Source organism: Verrucomicrobiales bacterium (assembly GCA_016793885.1).
Classification (GTDB): Bacteria; Verrucomicrobiota; Verrucomicrobiia; order Limisphaerales; family UBA11320; genus UBA11320.
In genome coordinates this window covers 1-18341 of record JAEUHE010000139.1, presented here as the reverse complement: position 1 = coordinate 18341, position 18341 = coordinate 1, and the positions used below count along the sequence as shown (strand labels likewise).

The 18341-nt window shown below is 58.7% G+C and carries 13 protein-coding genes; 3 read left to right on the top strand and 10 right to left on the bottom strand.

Going from position 1 to position 18341, the window contains the following annotated elements:
• Nucleotides 1–477 precede the first annotated feature (477 nt).
• A complete protein-coding gene (gene lepB, locus JNN07_15605) occupies nt 478–1137 on the bottom strand; it encodes a signal peptidase I (protein MBL9169166.1) in 660 nt (219 codons plus the stop codon).
• 228 nt (nt 1138–1365) lie between these two features.
• On the opposite strand from lepB, the gene JNN07_15600 reads away from it, so the two are divergent.
• Nucleotides 1366–2160 carry a ThuA domain-containing protein gene (locus JNN07_15600; protein ID MBL9169165.1) on the top strand — a complete coding sequence of 265 codons (795 nt, stop codon included), beginning with the start codon at nt 1366–1368 and terminating at the stop codon, nt 2158–2160.
• Nucleotides 2161–2189: 29 nt separating this feature from the next.
• A complete protein-coding gene (locus JNN07_15595; GenBank protein ID MBL9169164.1) occupies nt 2190–3599 on the top strand; it encodes a sigma-54-dependent Fis family transcriptional regulator in 1410 nt (469 codons plus the stop codon).
• A gap of 49 nt (nt 3600–3648) precedes the next feature.
• On the opposite strand, the gene JNN07_15590 is transcribed toward JNN07_15595, so the two are convergent.
• From JNN07_15590 to JNN07_15575, 4 genes are all read right to left on the bottom strand, one after another.
• Nucleotides 3649–4314, bottom strand: a complete 666-nt coding sequence (locus JNN07_15590) for a ribonuclease HII (protein MBL9169163.1) — start codon at nt 4312–4314, stop codon at nt 3649–3651.
• A complete protein-coding gene (locus JNN07_15585) occupies nt 4311–5642 on the bottom strand; it encodes a hypothetical protein (protein ID MBL9169162.1) in 1332 nt (443 codons plus the stop codon). The genes JNN07_15590 and JNN07_15585 overlap by 4 nt, the downstream gene beginning before the upstream one ends.
• 7 nt (nt 5643–5649) lie before the next feature.
• Nucleotides 5650–6267: a sigma-70 family RNA polymerase sigma factor gene (locus JNN07_15580; GenBank protein ID MBL9169161.1), complete on the bottom strand. Its 618-nt coding sequence runs from the start codon at nt 6265–6267 to the stop codon at nt 5650–5652.
• A 72-nt stretch (nt 6268–6339) separates the two neighbouring features.
• Nucleotides 6340–7011: a hypothetical protein gene (locus tag JNN07_15575; protein MBL9169160.1), complete on the bottom strand. Its 672-nt coding sequence runs from the start codon at nt 7009–7011 to the stop codon at nt 6340–6342.
• A gap of 67 nt (nt 7012–7078) precedes the next feature.
• On the opposite strand from JNN07_15575, the gene JNN07_15570 reads away from it, so the two are divergent.
• Entirely contained in the window at nt 7079–8572 is a 1494-nt protein-coding gene (locus JNN07_15570) for a PLDc N-terminal domain-containing protein (protein MBL9169159.1), read from the top strand.
• A 9-nt stretch (nt 8573–8581) separates the two neighbouring features.
• Here the strand turns inward: JNN07_15570 and JNN07_15565 are convergent, their stop codons facing one another.
• The 5 genes from JNN07_15565 to JNN07_15545 form a co-directional block, all read right to left on the bottom strand.
• Nucleotides 8582–10243, bottom strand: a complete 1662-nt coding sequence (locus JNN07_15565) for an MCP four helix bundle domain-containing protein (GenBank protein MBL9169158.1) — start codon at nt 10241–10243, stop codon at nt 8582–8584.
• A gap of 410 nt (nt 10244–10653) precedes the next feature.
• The gene (locus JNN07_15560) at nt 10654–11064 is read right to left on the bottom strand and encodes a hypothetical protein (GenBank protein ID MBL9169157.1); all 411 of its coding nucleotides are present in this window, start codon (nt 11062–11064) and stop codon (nt 10654–10656) included.
• 596 nt (nt 11065–11660) lie between these two features.
• The gene (locus tag JNN07_15555; GenBank protein MBL9169156.1) at nt 11661–14408 is read right to left on the bottom strand and encodes a bifunctional acetate--CoA ligase family protein/GNAT family N-acetyltransferase; all 2748 of its coding nucleotides are present in this window, start codon (nt 14406–14408) and stop codon (nt 11661–11663) included.
• A 2-nt stretch (nt 14409–14410) separates the two neighbouring features.
• Nucleotides 14411–16936, bottom strand: coding sequence for a phosphoenolpyruvate synthase (gene ppsA / locus JNN07_15550; protein ID MBL9169155.1), 2526 nt, complete (start codon nt 16934–16936; stop codon nt 14411–14413).
• A 4-nt stretch (nt 16937–16940) separates the two neighbouring features.
• Entirely contained in the window at nt 16941–17948 is a 1008-nt protein-coding gene (locus JNN07_15545; GenBank protein MBL9169154.1) for a universal stress protein, read from the bottom strand.
• Nucleotides 17949–18341 lie beyond the last annotated feature (393 nt).

Below are 18341 nucleotides of genomic sequence, written 5' to 3'. Positions count from 1 at the left end.
GGAACCTTTAGGCGTCCTTGGCGCATAAAGCGGCCGTAACTGATCACGCCCCCTCAGGTCTGCGCAAGACTTTTTACCAACAATTCAGCAATCATGCGGGAGTGGAGCTGCCACACCCAACCTAGGCCTGTCCCTTCTCCTCTTTCTCTAAGGAGGGCTCCGCCTCCAGCCAAAGGTCAGGGTCAGACCGCTAGAACGAAGCCTGAGTGAGGAACGCAGGCGCGGCGAGGCGCGCCTCGGCCGACGTGGCCTGTCCCTGGTGTGGTGGCTGCCAAGGTACGAAGGGCAGGGGCAAGGAAGGTGGTCTGTCCCTGGAAGGATGAACTTCGAGGAATGGCTTCCGAGCTGGGCGGTGGTTGGGTGCCAAATCCGACGGTGCAACACGCGGGTTTGAAACCTGAGACGCAGCTGAGACTCGGAATGCGATGGAGAGAAAGCGGCCCGGTCTGTCATGGCCTGCAGACCGGGCCGTTTGTGTCACAGCGAAACCACACCGACAATCTTGTCGTGATGGATCGGGCCGTAGTAGCGACTGTCTTCGCTCTCCGACCGGTTGTCTCCCATGACAAAGTATTGCTTGCTGCCCAATTTGACTGAGTGCTGGGTCGCGTCCCCGGGCAACGTCTTTGTGTGAGGAGCGAGATAGGCCTCGTTAAGGGGCTTCTGATTGATGTAGAGGACCCCTTCCTTGATCTCAACCTGGTCGCCCGGAAGACCCACGATCCGTTTGATCGCCATGTCCTTGTGTCCGGGATCGTGAATCACTACGAGATCGCCACGTCGAGGCTCCCGGAACAGATAGGCTATCCGATTGAGCAAGTACTGATCGCCGTCCCGAAGAGTCGGAATCATACTACGTCCACGAATCACGACAGTGCACACCATATAACGGCTGGCTAGAAAATAACTGGCAGCACAGCAGAGAAACAGGCCGATCAGTATCGGCATGCGCTGGCGGAGATCCGCCGCCATGGCTTCCCAGAACAAGGCGCGAGTTTCACGAACTTGGACCTTCGGGCAGGATTGAGCCGGGAGGGCAGGGGAACTGCTCCGAATGTGCTCGTGAGCCATCCGTAGCGTCGAGTTAAGGTCCAGTTCAGACCCCGTGCTGCGTCGAATGTTGTTTTCCGAGTTCATGTCTTTGCGTCCGTTGCTCTGGGCTCAGTGTGTTCTGTGCTCGCCTTGAACATCCTATGAATGGAGGATCCCAACAATTGGAACGGCTACCACCCGGCTAGTCGGGGAAACTACGGGGTATAGTCCGAGATTTCGTCCTGGGTAGTTTGCTAAATCCAGAGGAGGGTTAGGGCGAACTGTCTCAATTTCAGACTGGCGCCTGACGCCGGTCCGAGGGAGGCTTCACGGATGCAATCTCGCACTTATTTCACTCTCGTGGTCGGCCTCATCGCTCTCCTGAGCCAACCTGTTCCAGCGGCGCAACCTGCACGTCCCCTCAAGGGGCTTCTGATTACCGGCGGTTGCTGCCATGATTACACGGCGCAGAAGTCAATCCTGGCCGAGGGAATTGCGGCCCGAGCGAATGTGGAGTGGACGGTTGTCCAGGATCCAAGCACAGGGACCACTGGGCGTCCTCCGGTCTATGCCGGGAAGAACTGGTCCAAAGGCTATGACGTGGTGGTTCACAACGAGTGCTTTGCCGATGAAAAAGACACGGCTTGGTTGGAGGGCATCGTGAGCGAGCACCGAAAAGGAGTTCCGGCCGTGGTGATCCATTGCGCCATGCATTGCTACCGCGCTCCGACCAACGAGTGGTTCAAATTTGTGGGGGTTACATCGCATAGACATGGCTCGCACTTTGCCTACACCCTCAAGAATGTGGCGCCGGAGCATCCGGTCATGAAAGGATTTCCGACCGAATGGCAGACCCCAAAGGAGGAGCTTTATCACATCGCCCAGGTGTGGCCTGGTACCGTGTCGCTCGGCACGGGTTACAGCCCGGAGACCAAGAAGGACGAGACCTGTGTCTGGGTTTCCCAATATGGCAAGGCGCGAGTGTTCGGCACCACGGTGGGACACTACAACCACACCATGCAGGAGCCCGTTTATTTAGACCTGGTGACTCGCGGCGTGCTCTGGAGCTGTGATAAGCTAGGCGCGGACGGGAAGCCGAAGAAGGGCTATGGGCCTGGCGGACTTTAATTCACGACACAACTTATCGCGCATCGTTTATGTTGACCGGCCTCAGTGTACTGATTCTAGAAGATGACCCTTCGGTTATGCGCCATTGCCGGGCGCAGCTGGAACGTTTGGGGTTGGACACTACGGCGGTTTCGGCGGTTCGTGACGCACGCTCGGCTCTCGACAGCCAGGCTTTTGATTTTGTTCTGCTCGATGTGAATCTACCCGACGGATCGGGGCTGGATCTGTTGCGCGAGGGAAAGATTCCGACCTCGACGGGTGCGGTGGTGATGACGGCGCAAGGGGGGGTAGCCGGCGCAGTCGAGGCCATCAAGCTTGGCGCTGCCGACTACCTGGTGAAGCCGTTTGATCCAGGTGAACTAGGATTGGTGTTTGGACGAACGCGTCGCAATCGGCAGAATGCGCGCGTTGAGGAGCATCGGGAGCGAGATTCTGACCATGGGTCGGACCGCTTCTTTTTCGGGGACGCCTTGAGCGCCCTGCGGCAACAGGTGGATCGAATACTGGAGGCCGACCGACGACTCGAGACTCGGCTTCCGCCGGTATTGATTGAAGGGCCGACCGGCAGTGGAAAAACGACGATTGCTCGCTGGCTGCACCATCATGGTCCGAGAGGCAAGCAGCCCTTGGTTGAAACCAATTGTGCAGCATTGCCGGAGACTCTGGCCGAAGCCGAGTTGTTCGGTCACGAGCGTGGAGCGTTCACGGATGCCCGCACGGCGCGGATGGGCCTCTTCGAGGCGGCCGACGGCGGCACCTTGTTTTTGGATGAACTTCCCAGCCTGTCGCTGGCCTTGCAAGCGAAGGTGCTCAAGGTGCTTGAGGATGGTCGAGTGCGGCGCCTGGGAGGCACACGCGAGGTGGAGCTTGATGTTCGGGTGATGGCGGCCACGAATGTGGATTTAAAGGAAGCGGTTCGCCTGGGGCAGTTCCGGGAGGATCTTTACCACCGGCTGGATTTGTTCCGCGTGAGCATCGTGCCCTTGCGCGAACGGGGTGAGGATATTCTCCGTTTGGCCGGAGTCCTAGTCGAGCGCCTTTGCAAGCGGCACCGGCTGCCTCAGCGGCAGATCACCGCAGTCGGACGCCAGCGCCTGCTGTCGCACCCTTGGCCAGGCAATGTGCGCGAACTGGCGCATGAATTGGAACGTGCAATCGTGTTTGAAGCGAGCCCTGAGCTGACCTTCCCTCAGCTCGTGGCGGGAGGTTCTGCACCAGCTCCCGGCGCTAGTGGTGGTGGGGATGACTGGCTTAACGACGCCTGGAGATTTCCCGAATCGGGTTTTTCATTGGAAGAAGCGACCGACCGGCTGATCAAGAAGGCTTTGAGCCAGGCTGATCAGAATGTGTCCGGAGCGGCGCGACTGCTGGGAGTGAGTCGTGACCTGGTGCGCTATCGCCTGGGCCTTAAGTCCGCCAAGCCCGAGGGGGGAAGTTAGCCCCGGACGGCCGTCTTGGAAGGGAAACGGCTGTCCGGCTGTTCTGTGATCAGAGTAATATTTCTTGGATCAGTTCTCCCACGGGGGAGAAGCTGCGCCGGTGAATTTCGCAGGGCCCATGGGCCTTTAGGGCTGCCAGGTGCTGGGGGGTCGGGTAGCCTTTGTGAACCGCGAATCCATAGGCCGGCCAGCGTTGCCCGTACTCGACCATGAGACGGTCGCGGGTGACTTTAGCCAGCACACTCGCCGCCGCGATCGAATAGCTCTTGAAGTCTCCTTTGACGATCGCGGTTTGAGGAAGGGTGATGGACTTCACCCGTGTGCCATCCACGAGCACATGCTCGGGCAATGGCAGCAGTTGGGCTAGCGCTTCGTTCATCGCCCGATGCGTCGCCTGCAGAATGTTGATCTGATCGATGATTCCGGGCTCGACGATGGCCAAGCCGTAGCACACTTGATCGGTCTCCAAAAGGAACTCGAAGAACCGCTCCCGTTTGGCTTCACTGAGCTGCTTGGAATCGTTGAGACCTTGGAGACCCAATGGTAGGCCATTCAGTTCCCAAGCGGCAGGCAGCACCGCGGCGGCCGCGACCACTGGCCCGGCGAGGGGGCCTCGTCCCACCTCATCCACTCCCGCTATCCGGGTCAGCCCGGCTTGCCACAGTGGGCGCTCGTATTGCCAGCGATCCGTGACTTCCAATTTGGATGAACTCATCGGTTTGGACGGCGGGGGATGGCGTTAGGCTGAAGCGAGCGCGCCTCAGTCGGAATCTGAATCGCCTTCAGGTTTACCGGTCGTTGAGTTCCGATGCTGACAGCGCTTTGGAACTCCCAGCTCAAACCGCTGGCGGTTTCGGTGGCGGAACCGGCCGTGGAGGTCTGGAGCTTGCTGGTGACTTGTGGCGACCCGTGTGTGTTGGAGAGGGCTGGAGATTGCAGGGGGCGGCTGGAGCGCAGCTGGCCTTCGAGTCTCATTGGCTGCTGGAGCGATCGATTCGTGCCGCTCGCCAGAAAATGGTATTGGGTCGAGCCGACCGCTTCGGCGGATCCCGTCTCCTGGTTGCCGGGTTGAGAAAGTGTGTTCCCTCGGCTGGAAGGCTTTGTTGACGTCGCGAGCCCAAGCCGGTCGGGCTCGGGGGTGGCGCTGAGATACCCTCGGTACTCCGAGCCATCCTGATCCAGAATGGTCAGCTGGCCGTGGGAATGCTGAATGCGAAACTCATTTAGAACCCCTTGGTCCTGTGGATTAGGCTTTCGCTTTTCCCGTTCGAGCGATTGGGCACGCGAGAATTCCGACTTCGCGAGCGGCGTCTCCTCGCTCACCTGACGAAAATGCAGGGTTTCCACCCGTGCTGGCTGCGCAGGGAGGGCCAGATCCTTGGCAGCGGTGGCGGTTTCTCCAAGGCCACCACGATCACGACGGGCGGCCGCCGGGGACGGCGGCGCGGGCGCGGGCGCTGAGGCCAGGCGTGTCTCGGGAGTGCGAGCGGATTCGGCCGGCCGTTTGGGTTGCTCTGCGATCGCATCCGCTGCCACCGCCGCGGGAGCCGCCGGAGAGCTGACAACTGGAGGGAGGCTGGGCGAAAGGTTGGGGGGACTTACGGCAGCAGGCGGTGGCGGCACTGAGCTGTAGCGGGACGAGTTGGGTTCGGATTCGGCGCGTTTTTTCAGGGGGGAGGGCTGGTTCAGGTCGGTCGCCTCGGACAGGTTGCGTCGGTTTTCAGAAGTCTGGAGGGGAAGGACACCTTGAGCCAATTGCATCTGGGAACCTGAATCTTGATACGCCCACCAAACGACGACTCCACAGAGGGCGATCACCGCGGTGGCGAGAGAAGCGAGGCCTTGCCAACGAAACCACCAGGCTAAGCGCTTTTCCACCTGGGGGTTGGGATGAGAAGGTGCGCCGTAACTCCGTTGGACTTCAGATTGGAGAAGGCGGCGATTCGCCGCGTGAAGACCCTCTGGCGCACCTGGTTGCTCACGCCTTCTGCGAGCATAGTCGCGGAGCGCTTTTTCGATCGTGTTGTCCGGTTCGGCCGACATTGGTTTATTAGACGGAAGGAATGTTCCTTTTCTCCCGATTTAGCAAGGGGCGGGCGACGGTTTCGAGTTTATCCAGACATTTACTGAGCCGAGAGCTGACGGTTTTCGGATTGAGCTTGAGCGAGTTGGCGATTTCCTCGTAGCTCAGGTCGGCGAAGTAACGCAGTTCCAAGATCTCTTCACAGGGTCCGCCCAGGATCGCCAGCGCCTCGGACATGAGTTCAGAGGCTTCCTGGCTCATGAGGGTCTGATCTGGGGTGGGTGCCGAGCTGGCGGGGTCGATCGCCAACTGTGTTTGAGGATCTTCCGCGCTCAGGGAGAGGGGAACCTGGCCTCCGCCTCTCTTTTGGGCTTTAAGCCGTTCCCGATAGTCATGGGCTTTGTTTGAAGCGATCCGGAGGATCCACGTTTGCAGCTTGGATTGGCCCTGAAACGATTCGAGGCTTCGGATGACTGTGAGGAAGGTTTCCTGGCAGATTTCCTCGACATCCTCGGTGCTGAACCCGGAGTGAACCTGCCAGACAAAGCGAGCCGCGACGGGATAGTGAGCGTCGAACAACTCATTCCACGCATCGGGTTCTCCCGTGCGACACCGCTGGATGAGGCTGGTTTCCGATGAGTCCAAGTTCCGAAGGTAAGATTACCGAGTTCTGCCTTTCGTTGACAGCTTGATTTTGCTGTCTCGGTGGGAATGTTCTCAAACCTCAGGGGGCGGCGAGATCGCGCTCCGAAGTTGGACCGGCATCCGGCTCAGCTTCGTATAGATTTGTCCTTTGCGGCGCAATGGCCACCAATCATACAGGTAGATCTCCAGTGGCTTCCACATGGCGACCCAGCCCGCGATGGTGAGACCTTCCTTGAAGAAGCCGGGGATAGGAGAGGTTCTTCCAGCCAGCACCAACTCGATGGTAAGGAAGCATAGTCCGAGAAAGCTAAGACCGACGAGCAGGCTAGCCCTTCCCACTTTCATCAGCCGCTTAAACTCCAGATCGTTTAAGCGTGCCCGGTAGGCAAAGTAGTTGTGAATGGCATTTTGGGCAATCCGCGCCTCCTCTTCGGCCACGCCGGAGGCGCTGAGGTGGATGACTAACTCGATTGGCTCCTCGCGATGAAATTCCTGCGCCCAACTCACAATGAACTCCTCGGCGTCGTGATCCAGGTCCTTTTGATGGAAGGGGGATGGGTCCATGGTGTTGAACAGCTGATCCAGAGTTTGGAGGCTAAGCTCGATCCGATTTGAGCGAGGTGCTGCGAGGGCAACCGGGGCGCCGGCTAGTTGAGCGGCGGCGGGGACCGCCGGGGATTGGGCATCCTGGGGCGGGGAGGGTTTCTGCCTTCCTTGGGGGGATTGAGGCTGGTGCTGCGACATTGGATTCATTGTTGCCGGGGCTATACGCCGGGATCAATGGGGAATTGGCGCTCGGATAAGGTTGACCGTGCCGGAGGTAAATGAATATGGATACGCAGCACGGATGGAATGGCACATCAAACTCGGTCAGTGGTGGCACTATGTAGCGGCAGGGCTCGGTCTCTTGCTGTCCCTCGTCGCTTCAGCGCACACATTGATCTACAAGCGTGATCCGCGAGCTGCCGCTGGTTGGATCGGCTTTATCTGGTTTGCCCCGGTAATCGGCCCGATCCTCTATGGGCTTTTTGGAGTGAACCGGATTCGTCGTCGCGCGCTCAGCTTAAGGAGCCAGCGCGAACTTTATCGGGCTGAGTTGGCGCTGTCCGGAAGAGAGTTGGAGCCGGAAGGTATCACCATGCCGGGCGAGGTTGGTGATTTTGCAGCCATTGCTGGTGTGATCAATCAGACGCAAGCCCGGAGTCTGCTGAAGGGAAACCGAATCGAGCCGCTCCTGAACGGCGATGAGGCCTATCCCGCCATGCTGCAGGCGATTGGCGCGGCCAAGCGTTCGGTAACGTTGGCGACCTACATCTTTGACCGCGATGACGCAGGGCAGGCGTTCGTGACCGCCTTGGCGGCCGCGGTCAGGCGAGGAGTCGAGGTTCGGGTGCTTATCGATGCCACAGGAACTCGTTATTCATGGCCATCCGTGCTGGGTTTACTTCGGAGCGAGCGCATTCCTTACGCTCGTTTTCTGCCGGCCTTTCCGCTTTGGAGGCTTTTCTCCATCAACCTGCGCAACCATCGCAAACTCTTGGTGGTGGATGGTGCGGTTGGGTTTACGGGGGGGATGAATATTCGGGTCGGGAATCTGATTTCCAAGCGCCCCTCACATCCGGTCTATGATCTTCACTTCCGAGTGTTAGGGCCCGTGGTTGCCCATCTGCAGGAGGTGTTTGCCGAGGATTGGCACTTCACGACTGGGGAGCTGCTCGTTGGCGACCTGTGGTTCCCCACCTTAACGACTGCGGGTTCGGTGCTCGCCCGGGGCATCGCTGATGGCCCGGACGAGAATGTCGACCCTCTGCGTTGGGCTATCTTGGCTGGATTATCGGCCGCTCGGCAGTCGGTGTGCATTGCGACGCCGTATTTTCTACCCGACGCGCCACTCATCTCGGCCCTGAACCTGGCGGCCATGCGGGGCGTGCTGATCGACATTGTTCTTCCGGAACGCGGCAATCTTCCCTTTGTGCAGTGGGCATCGCGGGCCTCGTGGTGGCAGGTGCTGGAGCGAGGCTGTCGTATCTGGCTGACCCCGGGCCCTTTTGATCACTCCAAGATTTTGGTGGTGGACGGGCAGTGGACTCTTTTGGGATCGGCGAACTGGGATCCTCGCAGCCTCCGACTCAACTTTGAGTTCAATGTAGAGTGCTATGATAGCGAACTCGCGAAACGGTTGGAGGCCTGGTTTCGATCGAAGCGAGAGTCATCTCGGCGGGTCACCTTGGAGGAGGTGGATGCGCGTAGTTTCCCCGCCAAGTTGCGAGACGGCGCTGCCCGCCTGTTCTCGCCCTATCTTTAGGCTGCGCGCTCAGAAGTTTTTAAAGTCGTGTTCCGTCGCTGTTCCGGAAGGGGTGCTTACAGGTTCTTGGGGCATGGGAAATCCCCCTTCTTGGGATCTTCCGCGGGAAGAAGTCTGCTGCTCCCTGGCGGGGTTGGCATGTGCTGCCAAACGGTTTCGCCCAGTGGCAGGGTGGCCCTCGGGTTCTTTGGATTCAGTTGCTTCGGCCCTGTTACCCTGATGGGCGCTGGGATTTGGATCCAAGCTTTCCGAGCCCGAGCCCGCCACGAGCCGATTGAGTAGAAAGACGGTCTCGCGAAGAATCCTCGACTGCTCATTCAGTGCCTGAGCGCCACTGGCGCTGTTGGCAGCGCTTTCGGCGTTGCTTTGCGTTACTTTGTCCATCTGAGCGACAGCGATGTTTATTTGGGAGATCCCGACACTCTGTTCGCGCGAGGCTGTGCTGATCTCACCGACCAGCGCATCCATCGAACTGGCCTGATTGGTAATTTCCTGGAGGCTTTTGGCGACCATTTCGCAGATTTCCACGCCTCGGTTACTCTTCTTGATGCAGTCCTCAATCTTTTCACCGGTCTCATTGGCTGCCATGGCGCTGCGCTGCGCCAGGGTTCGAACCTCATCGGCCACGACGGCAAAGCCCATTCCTGATTCGCCGGCTCGGGCCGCCTCGACGGCGGCATTGAGGGCGAGGATGTTTGTTTGGAAGGCTATTTCATCGATGCTCTTGATAATCCGTCCGATGTTGTCACTAGCGGACTTGATATCCATCATGGCCTCACGCATGAGTGTCATGTTGCGCATTCCCACTTCCGCCGCCGCTCGGGTTTGCGCGGAAAGGCTGTTCGCCTGGGCGGAGTTGTCGCTGTTGCGCTTGGTCATGCTGGACATTTCCTCCAAGGAGGCGCTGGTTTCTTCGAGGGATGCGGCCTGCTGTCCTGCGGAGTCGGCGACATCCTGACTTCTTGCGGCGAGCTCCTCCGAGCTGGCAGTGATTTTTTCGGCCGCGTTGGCCAGGGAATCAGCGAGTTTTCGGAAAGGACGCGGGATGCTTCTGACCACCAAGACCGTAAGCCCGATGAGCGCCACGAGTGCGAGCGAGGATAGCGTGTAGACTTTGTTGAAGAACGCACTCGAGCGTGCGGTGGATTCCCTTTCGTGATCTTTGGCGGTGGCTTGGAGCTCATCACTCAGTTTGGACATCACCTCCTCAAGTTCTCGGAACTGAGTGATGAAGCCCTCCATCTTGCCCTCCGCCTCCGTCGGATTCTCTAAACCAATTTTGACGATTTCCTCCGCGGCGTTGATGTACTTGTTCAGAGGCTCGTCCACCGCTTTCATGGATTTTTGGACATTCCCTGTGAGACCTAGTTTCTCATTCTCAGCCATCTTGGTCCGGAAGAGCTTGGAATGTTCCGCGATGTCCTCCCCGACCGCCTTGCTTTCTTCCGTATTCTTTTTGGCTCCGGCGCGAAGTGCCGCCAGCACATCAGCCCTTAGGGCATCGTGCATCATGTCGCACTCCAAGTGGTTTCGAAGTGCGGAATGGTAGGTGTCGATGGTTTGAATCGTTGCCTGCGTGCTTCGGAATTCGCGCAAGGTTGCGGCGCACAGGCCGGCGATGAGAAGCGCCGCGAACACGGTGATCGCGGATACTTTCGTGTTTAGTTTCATGTTCATTTCGTCGGTTTACTTCGTTCGGGCGAGATGAACTGCTGGATGATGATGGCTGATCGACATGGTATAATATTCGATCCAGCTTCTCCCTTCTTCTCCGCCCCCACATTCACATCCACCCTCTCCCTTTATCGGCCTGCTGCGACAGGGCTTTACCTGGAATTGGAGTTGTAGTGGCTGATGACATTCGTGGAAACGGACCGCACACGATCCACTTGGATCGGAACTTTGCTCCGTCTGGAGGGCTGTGGACTTTTGGTGTCAGGTGCGAGCGGCCGTGGCCTGAGGTTTCGTCAGGGTTTCTGACGTGGCCAAACAACAGAAAACCCCGCCACTTTCATGGCGAGGTTTCCCATCAACACTCAACAATCACGATCGGTCCTACTCAGGCCCGTTCCTGCGGAAAGCTATTTTTGAGGGGCCGCGGGTGTCGCCGGCGTAGCGGGGCTGACTGTGGGTGTCTCGGCCTTCTTGCCTGGTCCCTTCTTTTCCGCCTTACCCTCGCGACGCTTGAGGCCCTCCTCCGCGCGTTTCTTCAAGTCCTCGCGCATGGTTTCCTTCTCGGCGTCGTCCAGTTTACCGTCTCCATTCTTGTCATACTTCTTCAGCCGTTCCTCCTCGCGCTTCTTACGTGTCTCCTCACGGGCAGCGGCTTTCTCGGTTTCATCGAGTTGGCCGTCCCCGTTCTTATCAAACTTCTTCAGAATCTCCGCGCGACGTCCTTCGCGCGCCTTGGTCAAGACATCGCCCTCGCCTTCAGCCTGGGATGCCAGGGTGAACAGCGCCAATCCAGCCACCATCAACACGATCTTCTTCATAAACTTGGTTTTTTGATTTGAACTGTCGTCCGGGTTATCCCGGGCAACACCTGAGCAGACTATCCGTGGCTCTGAGTGGTTACAAATTTCTTCAGCGGGCTGGGCAAAATGAAAGCGAGGTGGGCATTCCGGCCACCTCGCTCTCTCGATCTCCTTGGCGTCACGAAGAATGGGGCGGACTAAAAAATCGCAGATCCCCGGCTTTGGCCGCGGCTGGAGCCGGACCCAAGCGGGGATCTATCGGTATCGGCGCGCCGTATGTAGGCAGGCTGAGTCGCTCCCGCATATGGGCAGGAACGATTGAAAAAAGAACCTGGAGGAGCCCGAGGGCCGCCGAGTTCAATCCAGTGAATGGTGGGGGCTGTTGTGGGGGCGCGCCTGCGAGCTGGCGACTTGACCTCGGGTTAACACCTGAATGGGTGTTGTGGTTCACAATACACCCATTGCAAGTTCCGTGCCCAAGAGTAAGACACTGAAAAAGCACTGAATATCAGAGTCTTCGGCCGTGGCGGCTCCGCGAAGTGCGGGATTTTCGCTCCTTCCGCGTGGAATTCGCTGCGCCGCCCCGGCTTGGGATGCCGGGCTCCCGATCCCGGCTACAACTCCATTTCGACCCGATAGTCTTGCCAGCCCGGAGAATGGAGGATCTTGAATCCCACTCTTTTGGCTACCTCCAACATGTGATGGTTTTCGGAAAGGATGGTAGCGCGGATGACCTTAAGACCTTCGGTCCGTCCAATCTGGACTAGTCTCTGCAGGAGTTGCGTGCCCAGGCCTTGACCCTGCCACTCATCATTGACGGTGAGTGCGAACTCGGCTTCGGGGCGTCCGTGCGACCGACTCAATCGACCCACGGCGAGGATCTCGGACCCGGAGGCATGCGACCCTGCGAGTTGCGCGACGAGCGCCATTTCGCGATCGTAGTCGATGAAGCAAAGCCGGCTCAGGCGGTCGTGAGCAATCCGCTCATCTAGCTTGAGGGGGGCGAAGTAGCGCTGGTAGACACTCTGTCCGGATAGCCGTCGATGGAACTGGACCATAAGAGGTTCGTCCTCTGGACTGATGGGCCGGAGGATTACCTCGCGTCCGTTCTTCAACTTTCCCTGGAAGCTATACTCTGTCGGGTAGGGACGGATGGCTGGTTTCGGTAGCTGTGTCGGGAGCATGGAGGGAGGGTGCAACACCACACGCGCATCCAGTGCCACCAATTGTTCCGGTGAAATCAGGATCGGATTGAGGTCAATTTCAGCAATCCAGGGTTGCTCCAAGACGAGGATACTGAAGCGCACGAGCAGATCCGTGAGCCGGGCCATATCGACACCCTTTTTGCCACGGAAGCCGTGCAACGCTTTGGAAACGCGGGTTCGCTCGATAAGCCGTCGAGCCAGCGTTGAGTTGAGCGGGGGTAATGCCAGGACCGTATCCTGAAAAACCTCCACCATCTGTCCACCTGCCCCGAACAAGATCACGGGGCCGAACTGAGGATCCACGCTGCTGCCTAGAATCAGTTCATAGCCCGTGCGGTCCACCATGGGTTGCACCGTAACTCCTTGAAAGGCCTGGGGCACGCCTTGGCGCTCCACTCCCGCTTTGATGCGGTCCCAGGCTTGGCGGATCGCCGGGGCACTGGTCAGGTTAAGGTGCACTCCATCGACATCCGTCTTGTGTGTCAGGGTCTCCGAATGGAGCTTGAGCACCACGGGATAGCCGATTTCTTCCGCCCGTTGCACCGCCTCTTCGGCCGTATTTGCCAGCTGAGTGACTACGGTGGGAATTCCGTAGCGCTTGATCACTTCCTTCGATTCCAACTCGGTCAGCAGGGTTCGTCCATCGCGTCGCACGTTGGCTAGCAACTGGCTGACAACGCTTCGTTGCCTGCCGGAGGGCTCTTCGCTGGGCGAGCGATCCGGGGTTTCGTAGATGGCCTGCAGCCGAGCGCTGTTTTGCCACATGAGAGTGAAGGCGCGTGCCGCCGCATCGGGAGTGTCAAACGTGGTGATCCCGGCTTCGTTCAGAATGGCCTTTCCCTCATCGACCGAGGCTCCTCCCATCCAGCTGGCTAGAATTGGTTTGGCCATCCGCATCGCGCAGGCGCAGAGCTGTCGGGCCGTGGCGGTTGACTCCGTCATTGCTTGGGGAGTGAGCAGCGCGAGCACTCCATCCGTAGTCGGATCGTCGGAGGCGCGCTGGACCGCTTGAGCAAAGCGTTCGGCGTTGGCATCCCCCAAAACATCGATGGGGTTGCGATGGCTCCATTGGGGAGGCAGGACGCGGTTTAAGTCGTTGATCGTTTCGGGCAGCAAAGGAGCCAGAGTGCCGCCATTGGATACCAGAGCATCCGTCGCCAGCACACCCGGCCCACCGGCATTGGTGACAATCGCCAGCCGTGGGCCGTGCGGCCGCGGCTGCTTGGAGAGCACTTCGGCCAGATCGAAGAGCTCGCTTAAGGTTGCTACCCTTACGACTCCCGCTCGCCTGAAGGCGGCGTCGAGCACCGCGTCACTGCCGGTCAGGGCACCGGTGTGTGACGCGGCCGCCTTGGCGGCGGCGTCGGTATGCCCAACCTTGAGTACGATCACGGGTTTCGTTCGAGCGATCTCTCGAGCGGCTGACAGGAAGGCCCGGGCGTCGCCGACCGATTCCATGTAGCACACGATGCTTTTGGTTTGAGGATCGTCCCCGAAGTAAGTGATCAGGTCGCCCCAGCCCACGTCGAGCATGGAACCCACGGATACAAAAGTGCTGAAGCCTACATTCTCACGAAAGCTCCAATCCAGTATCGCGGTGCAGAGAGCGCCGCTCTGGCTGAGGAAGGCTACTTTGCCAGGTTTGGCCAGGTCCTTGGCGAAGGTCGCGTTTAACTGCAGATGTGGCATCATGACGCCCAGGCAGTTGGGACCCACGATGCGCAGAGATCCCTTCCGTGCTTCGTTCAGCACTTCCTGCTCGAGTCGGACGCCTTCCGGGCCTACCTCCTTAAAGCCAGCGGAGAGGATGATCGCACCTTTAACCCCGCGCGTTACACACTCCGCCACGACACCCGCCACCGTCGCCGCAGGGGTGGCGATCACCGCCAGATCCGGGCACTCCGGCAATGCTTCGAGATTCGGGTATGCTTTTTGCCCTAGGACGGATGGGTGTTTGGGATTGACCAGATAGACCTTCCCGCTGAAGCGCGCGAGATTTTCCACCAAGGATCTGCCTACGCTACCCAGGGACTCGGATGCTCCTACGATGGCGACGCTGCTGGGCGCGAAGATGCTTTCGAGAGGGTGACGCCGGCCTTGCAACAAAATGTCGTGCGCGGACTCTCGTCCGGAGACAGGGAGGGGATTTACAGACATGGTTACGAGTGCTTCTTTTTTAACGCGGTCTCCCGTTCGAGAATGGCGATGGTGGTTTTTAGGATGGTATCGGGATTCAGGGAGATGCTGTCAATGCCTTGCTCCACTAAGAACTGGGCGAACTCCGGATAGTCGCTGGGTGCTTGTCCACAGATCCCGATTTTCCGCTTCCGGGCCCGGCATACGGCGATGACCTGGGCGATCATGCGTTTCACTGCCTCGTTGCGCTCATTAAAGATCGGCGCAACGATTTCGCTGTCGCGGTCCACTCCCAGGATCAGTTGAGTGAGGTCATTGGATCCAATGCTAAAGCCGTCGAAGATGTCGGCGAATTCCTCCGCCAGGATCACATTGCTCGGAATCTCGCACATGACGTACAGCTCGAGCCCCTTGGTTCCGCGTTTCAGCCCGTGTTTTGCCATCTCAACCTGGACTTTGCGACCTTCCTCCACCGTGCGGCAGAACGGGATCATCAGCTTGAGATTGGTGAGGCCCATGTCCTCCCTGACTTTTTTGACGGCTTGGCACTCCAAGGCGAATCCGGCTTGGTAGCGCGGATGGTAGTATCGGCTGGCCCCGCGAAACCCGATCATGGGGTTTTCCTCGGCGGGCTCGTAGTCCTTACCCCCGATCAAATTCGCATACTCGTTGGTCTTGAAGTCGCTCAACCGGAGAATGACGTCCTTGGGATAGAATGCGGCGGCAATCATCGCGACCCCCTGAGCCAGTTTGTCGACGAAGTACTGGGTCTTGTCTTGGTACCCGGCGGTTAAGTCATCGATCTGTTGTTTCTCAGGTCCATTGGGCAACAGCTCATAGTTCACCAGAGCCAGAGGGTGAATTTTGATGTAATTGCTGATGATGAATTCCTCACGGGCCAAGCCGACACCCTCGTTGGGTAGGGCACTCAGGCTCAACGCTTCTTCCGGATTTCCGAGGTTCAGCATGACCTTGGTCCGTGGTCGGGCTAGCGTCTTCAGGTCGGTCTCCTGCACCTCGAAGCCGAGCTTACCCTCATAGACGAATCCAATGTCCCCTTCCGCGCAGCTCACGGTAACGACCTGGCCGTCCTTCAGTTGCTCGGTTCCGGTTTCGGTGCCCACGACGGCCGGCACCCCCAGTTCGCGGCTGACGATGGCGGCATGGCAGGTGCGACCGCCCCGATTCGTCACGATAGCCGCCGCCTTTTTCATGATCGGTTCCCAATCCGGGTCGGTCTTATCAGTTACTAGAATTTCACCCGCGCGGAATTCGCCGATAAATTGCGCGCTTTTGATGACACGCACTGGGCCGGTGGCGATTTTTTCTCCGACACTTCGCCCGGTGGCTAGAATTCGTCCGCGTTGCTTGAGTCGGTAGGATTGGATCCGGTCGACTTGTCGCCGTGATTGCACGGTTTCTGGTCGGGCTTGGACGATGAATAGTTCCCCGGTGTTCCCGTCCTTAGCCCATTCGATATCCATCGGTGTGGGCTGTTTCCGTTTCGCCGAGTAGTGGTCCTCGATCTGACAGGCCCAGCGCGCCAGTTGGAGAATCTCTTCATCGGTGATGGCAAATTGGGCTCTGGCCCCGGGGGCTACCGGTATGTTCTTGACCATTCTGCCCCCGCCGATGTCGTACACCAATTTGAATTCCTTGGTACCAACCACCTTTTGCAAGATGGGTTGGAAGCCGGCTTTTAGCGTTGGCTTAAACACACAGTATTCATCGGGAGTGACCGAGCCCTGAACGACGTTTTCGCCCAACCCGTAAGCTGCGTTGATGAGGACCACATCACGGAATCCGGTCTCCGTATCGATCGTGAAGATTACTCCGCTGGCGGCGAGGTCGGATCTGACCATTCGCTGGACCCCAATGGAGAGGGCCACCTTGAAATGGGCATAGCCCTTATCCGTGCGGTAGGAGATCGCTCGATCGGTAAAAAGAGAGGCAAAGCAGCGTCGGCACGTATCCAGCAGAGCCATGTGGCCGAGTACGTTGAGGTATGTCTCCTGCTGGCCGGCAAAGCTGGCGTCCGGCAGGTCCTCGGCAGTGGCGCTGCTCCGCACAGCCACATCGACCGGATGCAGTTCTCTCCCTTTGAGACTGTCGTAGGCGTTGGTGATCTCCTGTTCGAGGTCCTTAGGCAGCGGAGCAGAGAGGATCAGACTGCGGATATGGGCTCCGCAGCGGCGGAGCGCCTCGACATCCCGAGTGTTGAGACCCTTGATGGAATCATGGATCTGGTCCTCGAGACCGGCCTCCTGAATAAAATGACGGTAGCCTTCGGCCGTGATGGCGAAACCATCGGGGATCCGAACCCCTTTGGGCGTCAGCTCCTGGAACATCTCTCCGAGCGACGCGTTCTTGCCACCGACCAGCGGAACGTCCTCGATAGAGATCTCCGAAAACCATTTAATGTAACGGGGAGCAGGTTTCCGTCCGGGGGCTACCTCAGAGTGAGCCGGACCGAGGGTGTTCTCTTGAGCAAGTCTGGTGATTCTCTGCTTCTTCAACGTGCTGACGCGATCTGCGGTGGGAGTTTTCATAAGGTCAGAGAGCTGGAGGTGGAGGGGTGGAAGCCTTCACGAATTCGTGTTCGCGTTCTCGGACTACCAATACAGGGCAGGGCGCGTGACGGACTACATTCTCGGTCACACTGCCCAGAATGAAGTGAGAAGCACCTGATCGGCCGTGGGTGGCCATCACGATGAGGTCGCTGTTCTGCAGCTCTGCGGTGCGGCAGATCTCGGCGGCCGGTGATCCGTTGAGGACGATGCTGTTGACCACGAGATGCGGGTCGAGCTCGGCCTCCCGGAAGTGAGGCAGGCGCTCGCGAGCTTCGGCCAGAAGGCGCTCCTCCTCCAAGCCTACGGCCGTGGGTGCAAACTCAGCAGGGATCACCTCGGGCACCACAAAGAGCAACGAGAGGCTAGCTTCGAATCGATGGGCCAGGGCGACGGCGTACGGGAGAGCCTTTTTGGATGCGTCCGAAAAGTCAGTGGTGACCAAGATTCGTTTGAATTGCCTGCCCACGTGGGTGCCAGTCGTGGAGGACAGGGCGCGATCGCGGACCGTCAACACGGGGCATGGTGCATGCCTAATGACACGCAAGGTGGTGCTTCCACCCATGACATGAGACCAGCCTCCGAGACCATGGCTAGCCATGATGATCAGATCGGAGGTAGTGTCCTTAGCTTCCTGGCAGATTTGAGCTGCCGCTTCACCGTTCCGCAGTCGGGTAGAGGCCACCTGAGCGGGGCTCACGCCACATTCCTGAGGAAACTGGGGGAGCCGCGACGTTGCTGCATCGCGGAGACCTTTCTCCCTGAGAGCCATATGCACGTAGCCCCACTCTGGGAGACTGGGAGGCTCGATCACATGCAGCCAATGGATTTGGGAATGAAATCGCGATGCCACTTCGCCGGCGAAGCGTCCGCCAAGTTTTGATTCAGGGCTGAAATCCACGGGTACCAGAATTCGGTTGAGAGATACCTCCGGGCCGCGTGGCGAGCCGGTTCCTCTGGATTCGGGTCCCAATTGAGTCGGCGTTGTGCTCATGATTTAGAAGTGACCTTCACATCTTGGACCCGGCGGCAAAACCAGCACTTCGGGGATTGTCGGAAGTTGAGCATTTTTTGAGGCATGACGTAGTGCTCGCGCGGTAGAGTGGTGGGTGCACCGGGATCCGAGTAGGGTGAGGCTTAAAATGGCCGGGAGAGAGTCAGCAGGTTCTTCTGGTTCAATGGTTTCTGTCTCGACTTGGTTTCGGGCTCGGCTATTAGATATCACGCATGCAAAACAGGGACAGACCTGAATGGCGGTTAGTTAAGTCCTAAGCGTTTTTTGGAGAGACGTTTGCGACGAGGAGGATTGGGGAGGTTTGAGAGCATGTATTCGGCGGTTATTTGCTGCATTTGGAGGAGCGTTTCCCAGACCTTCCGTTGGTTGGCT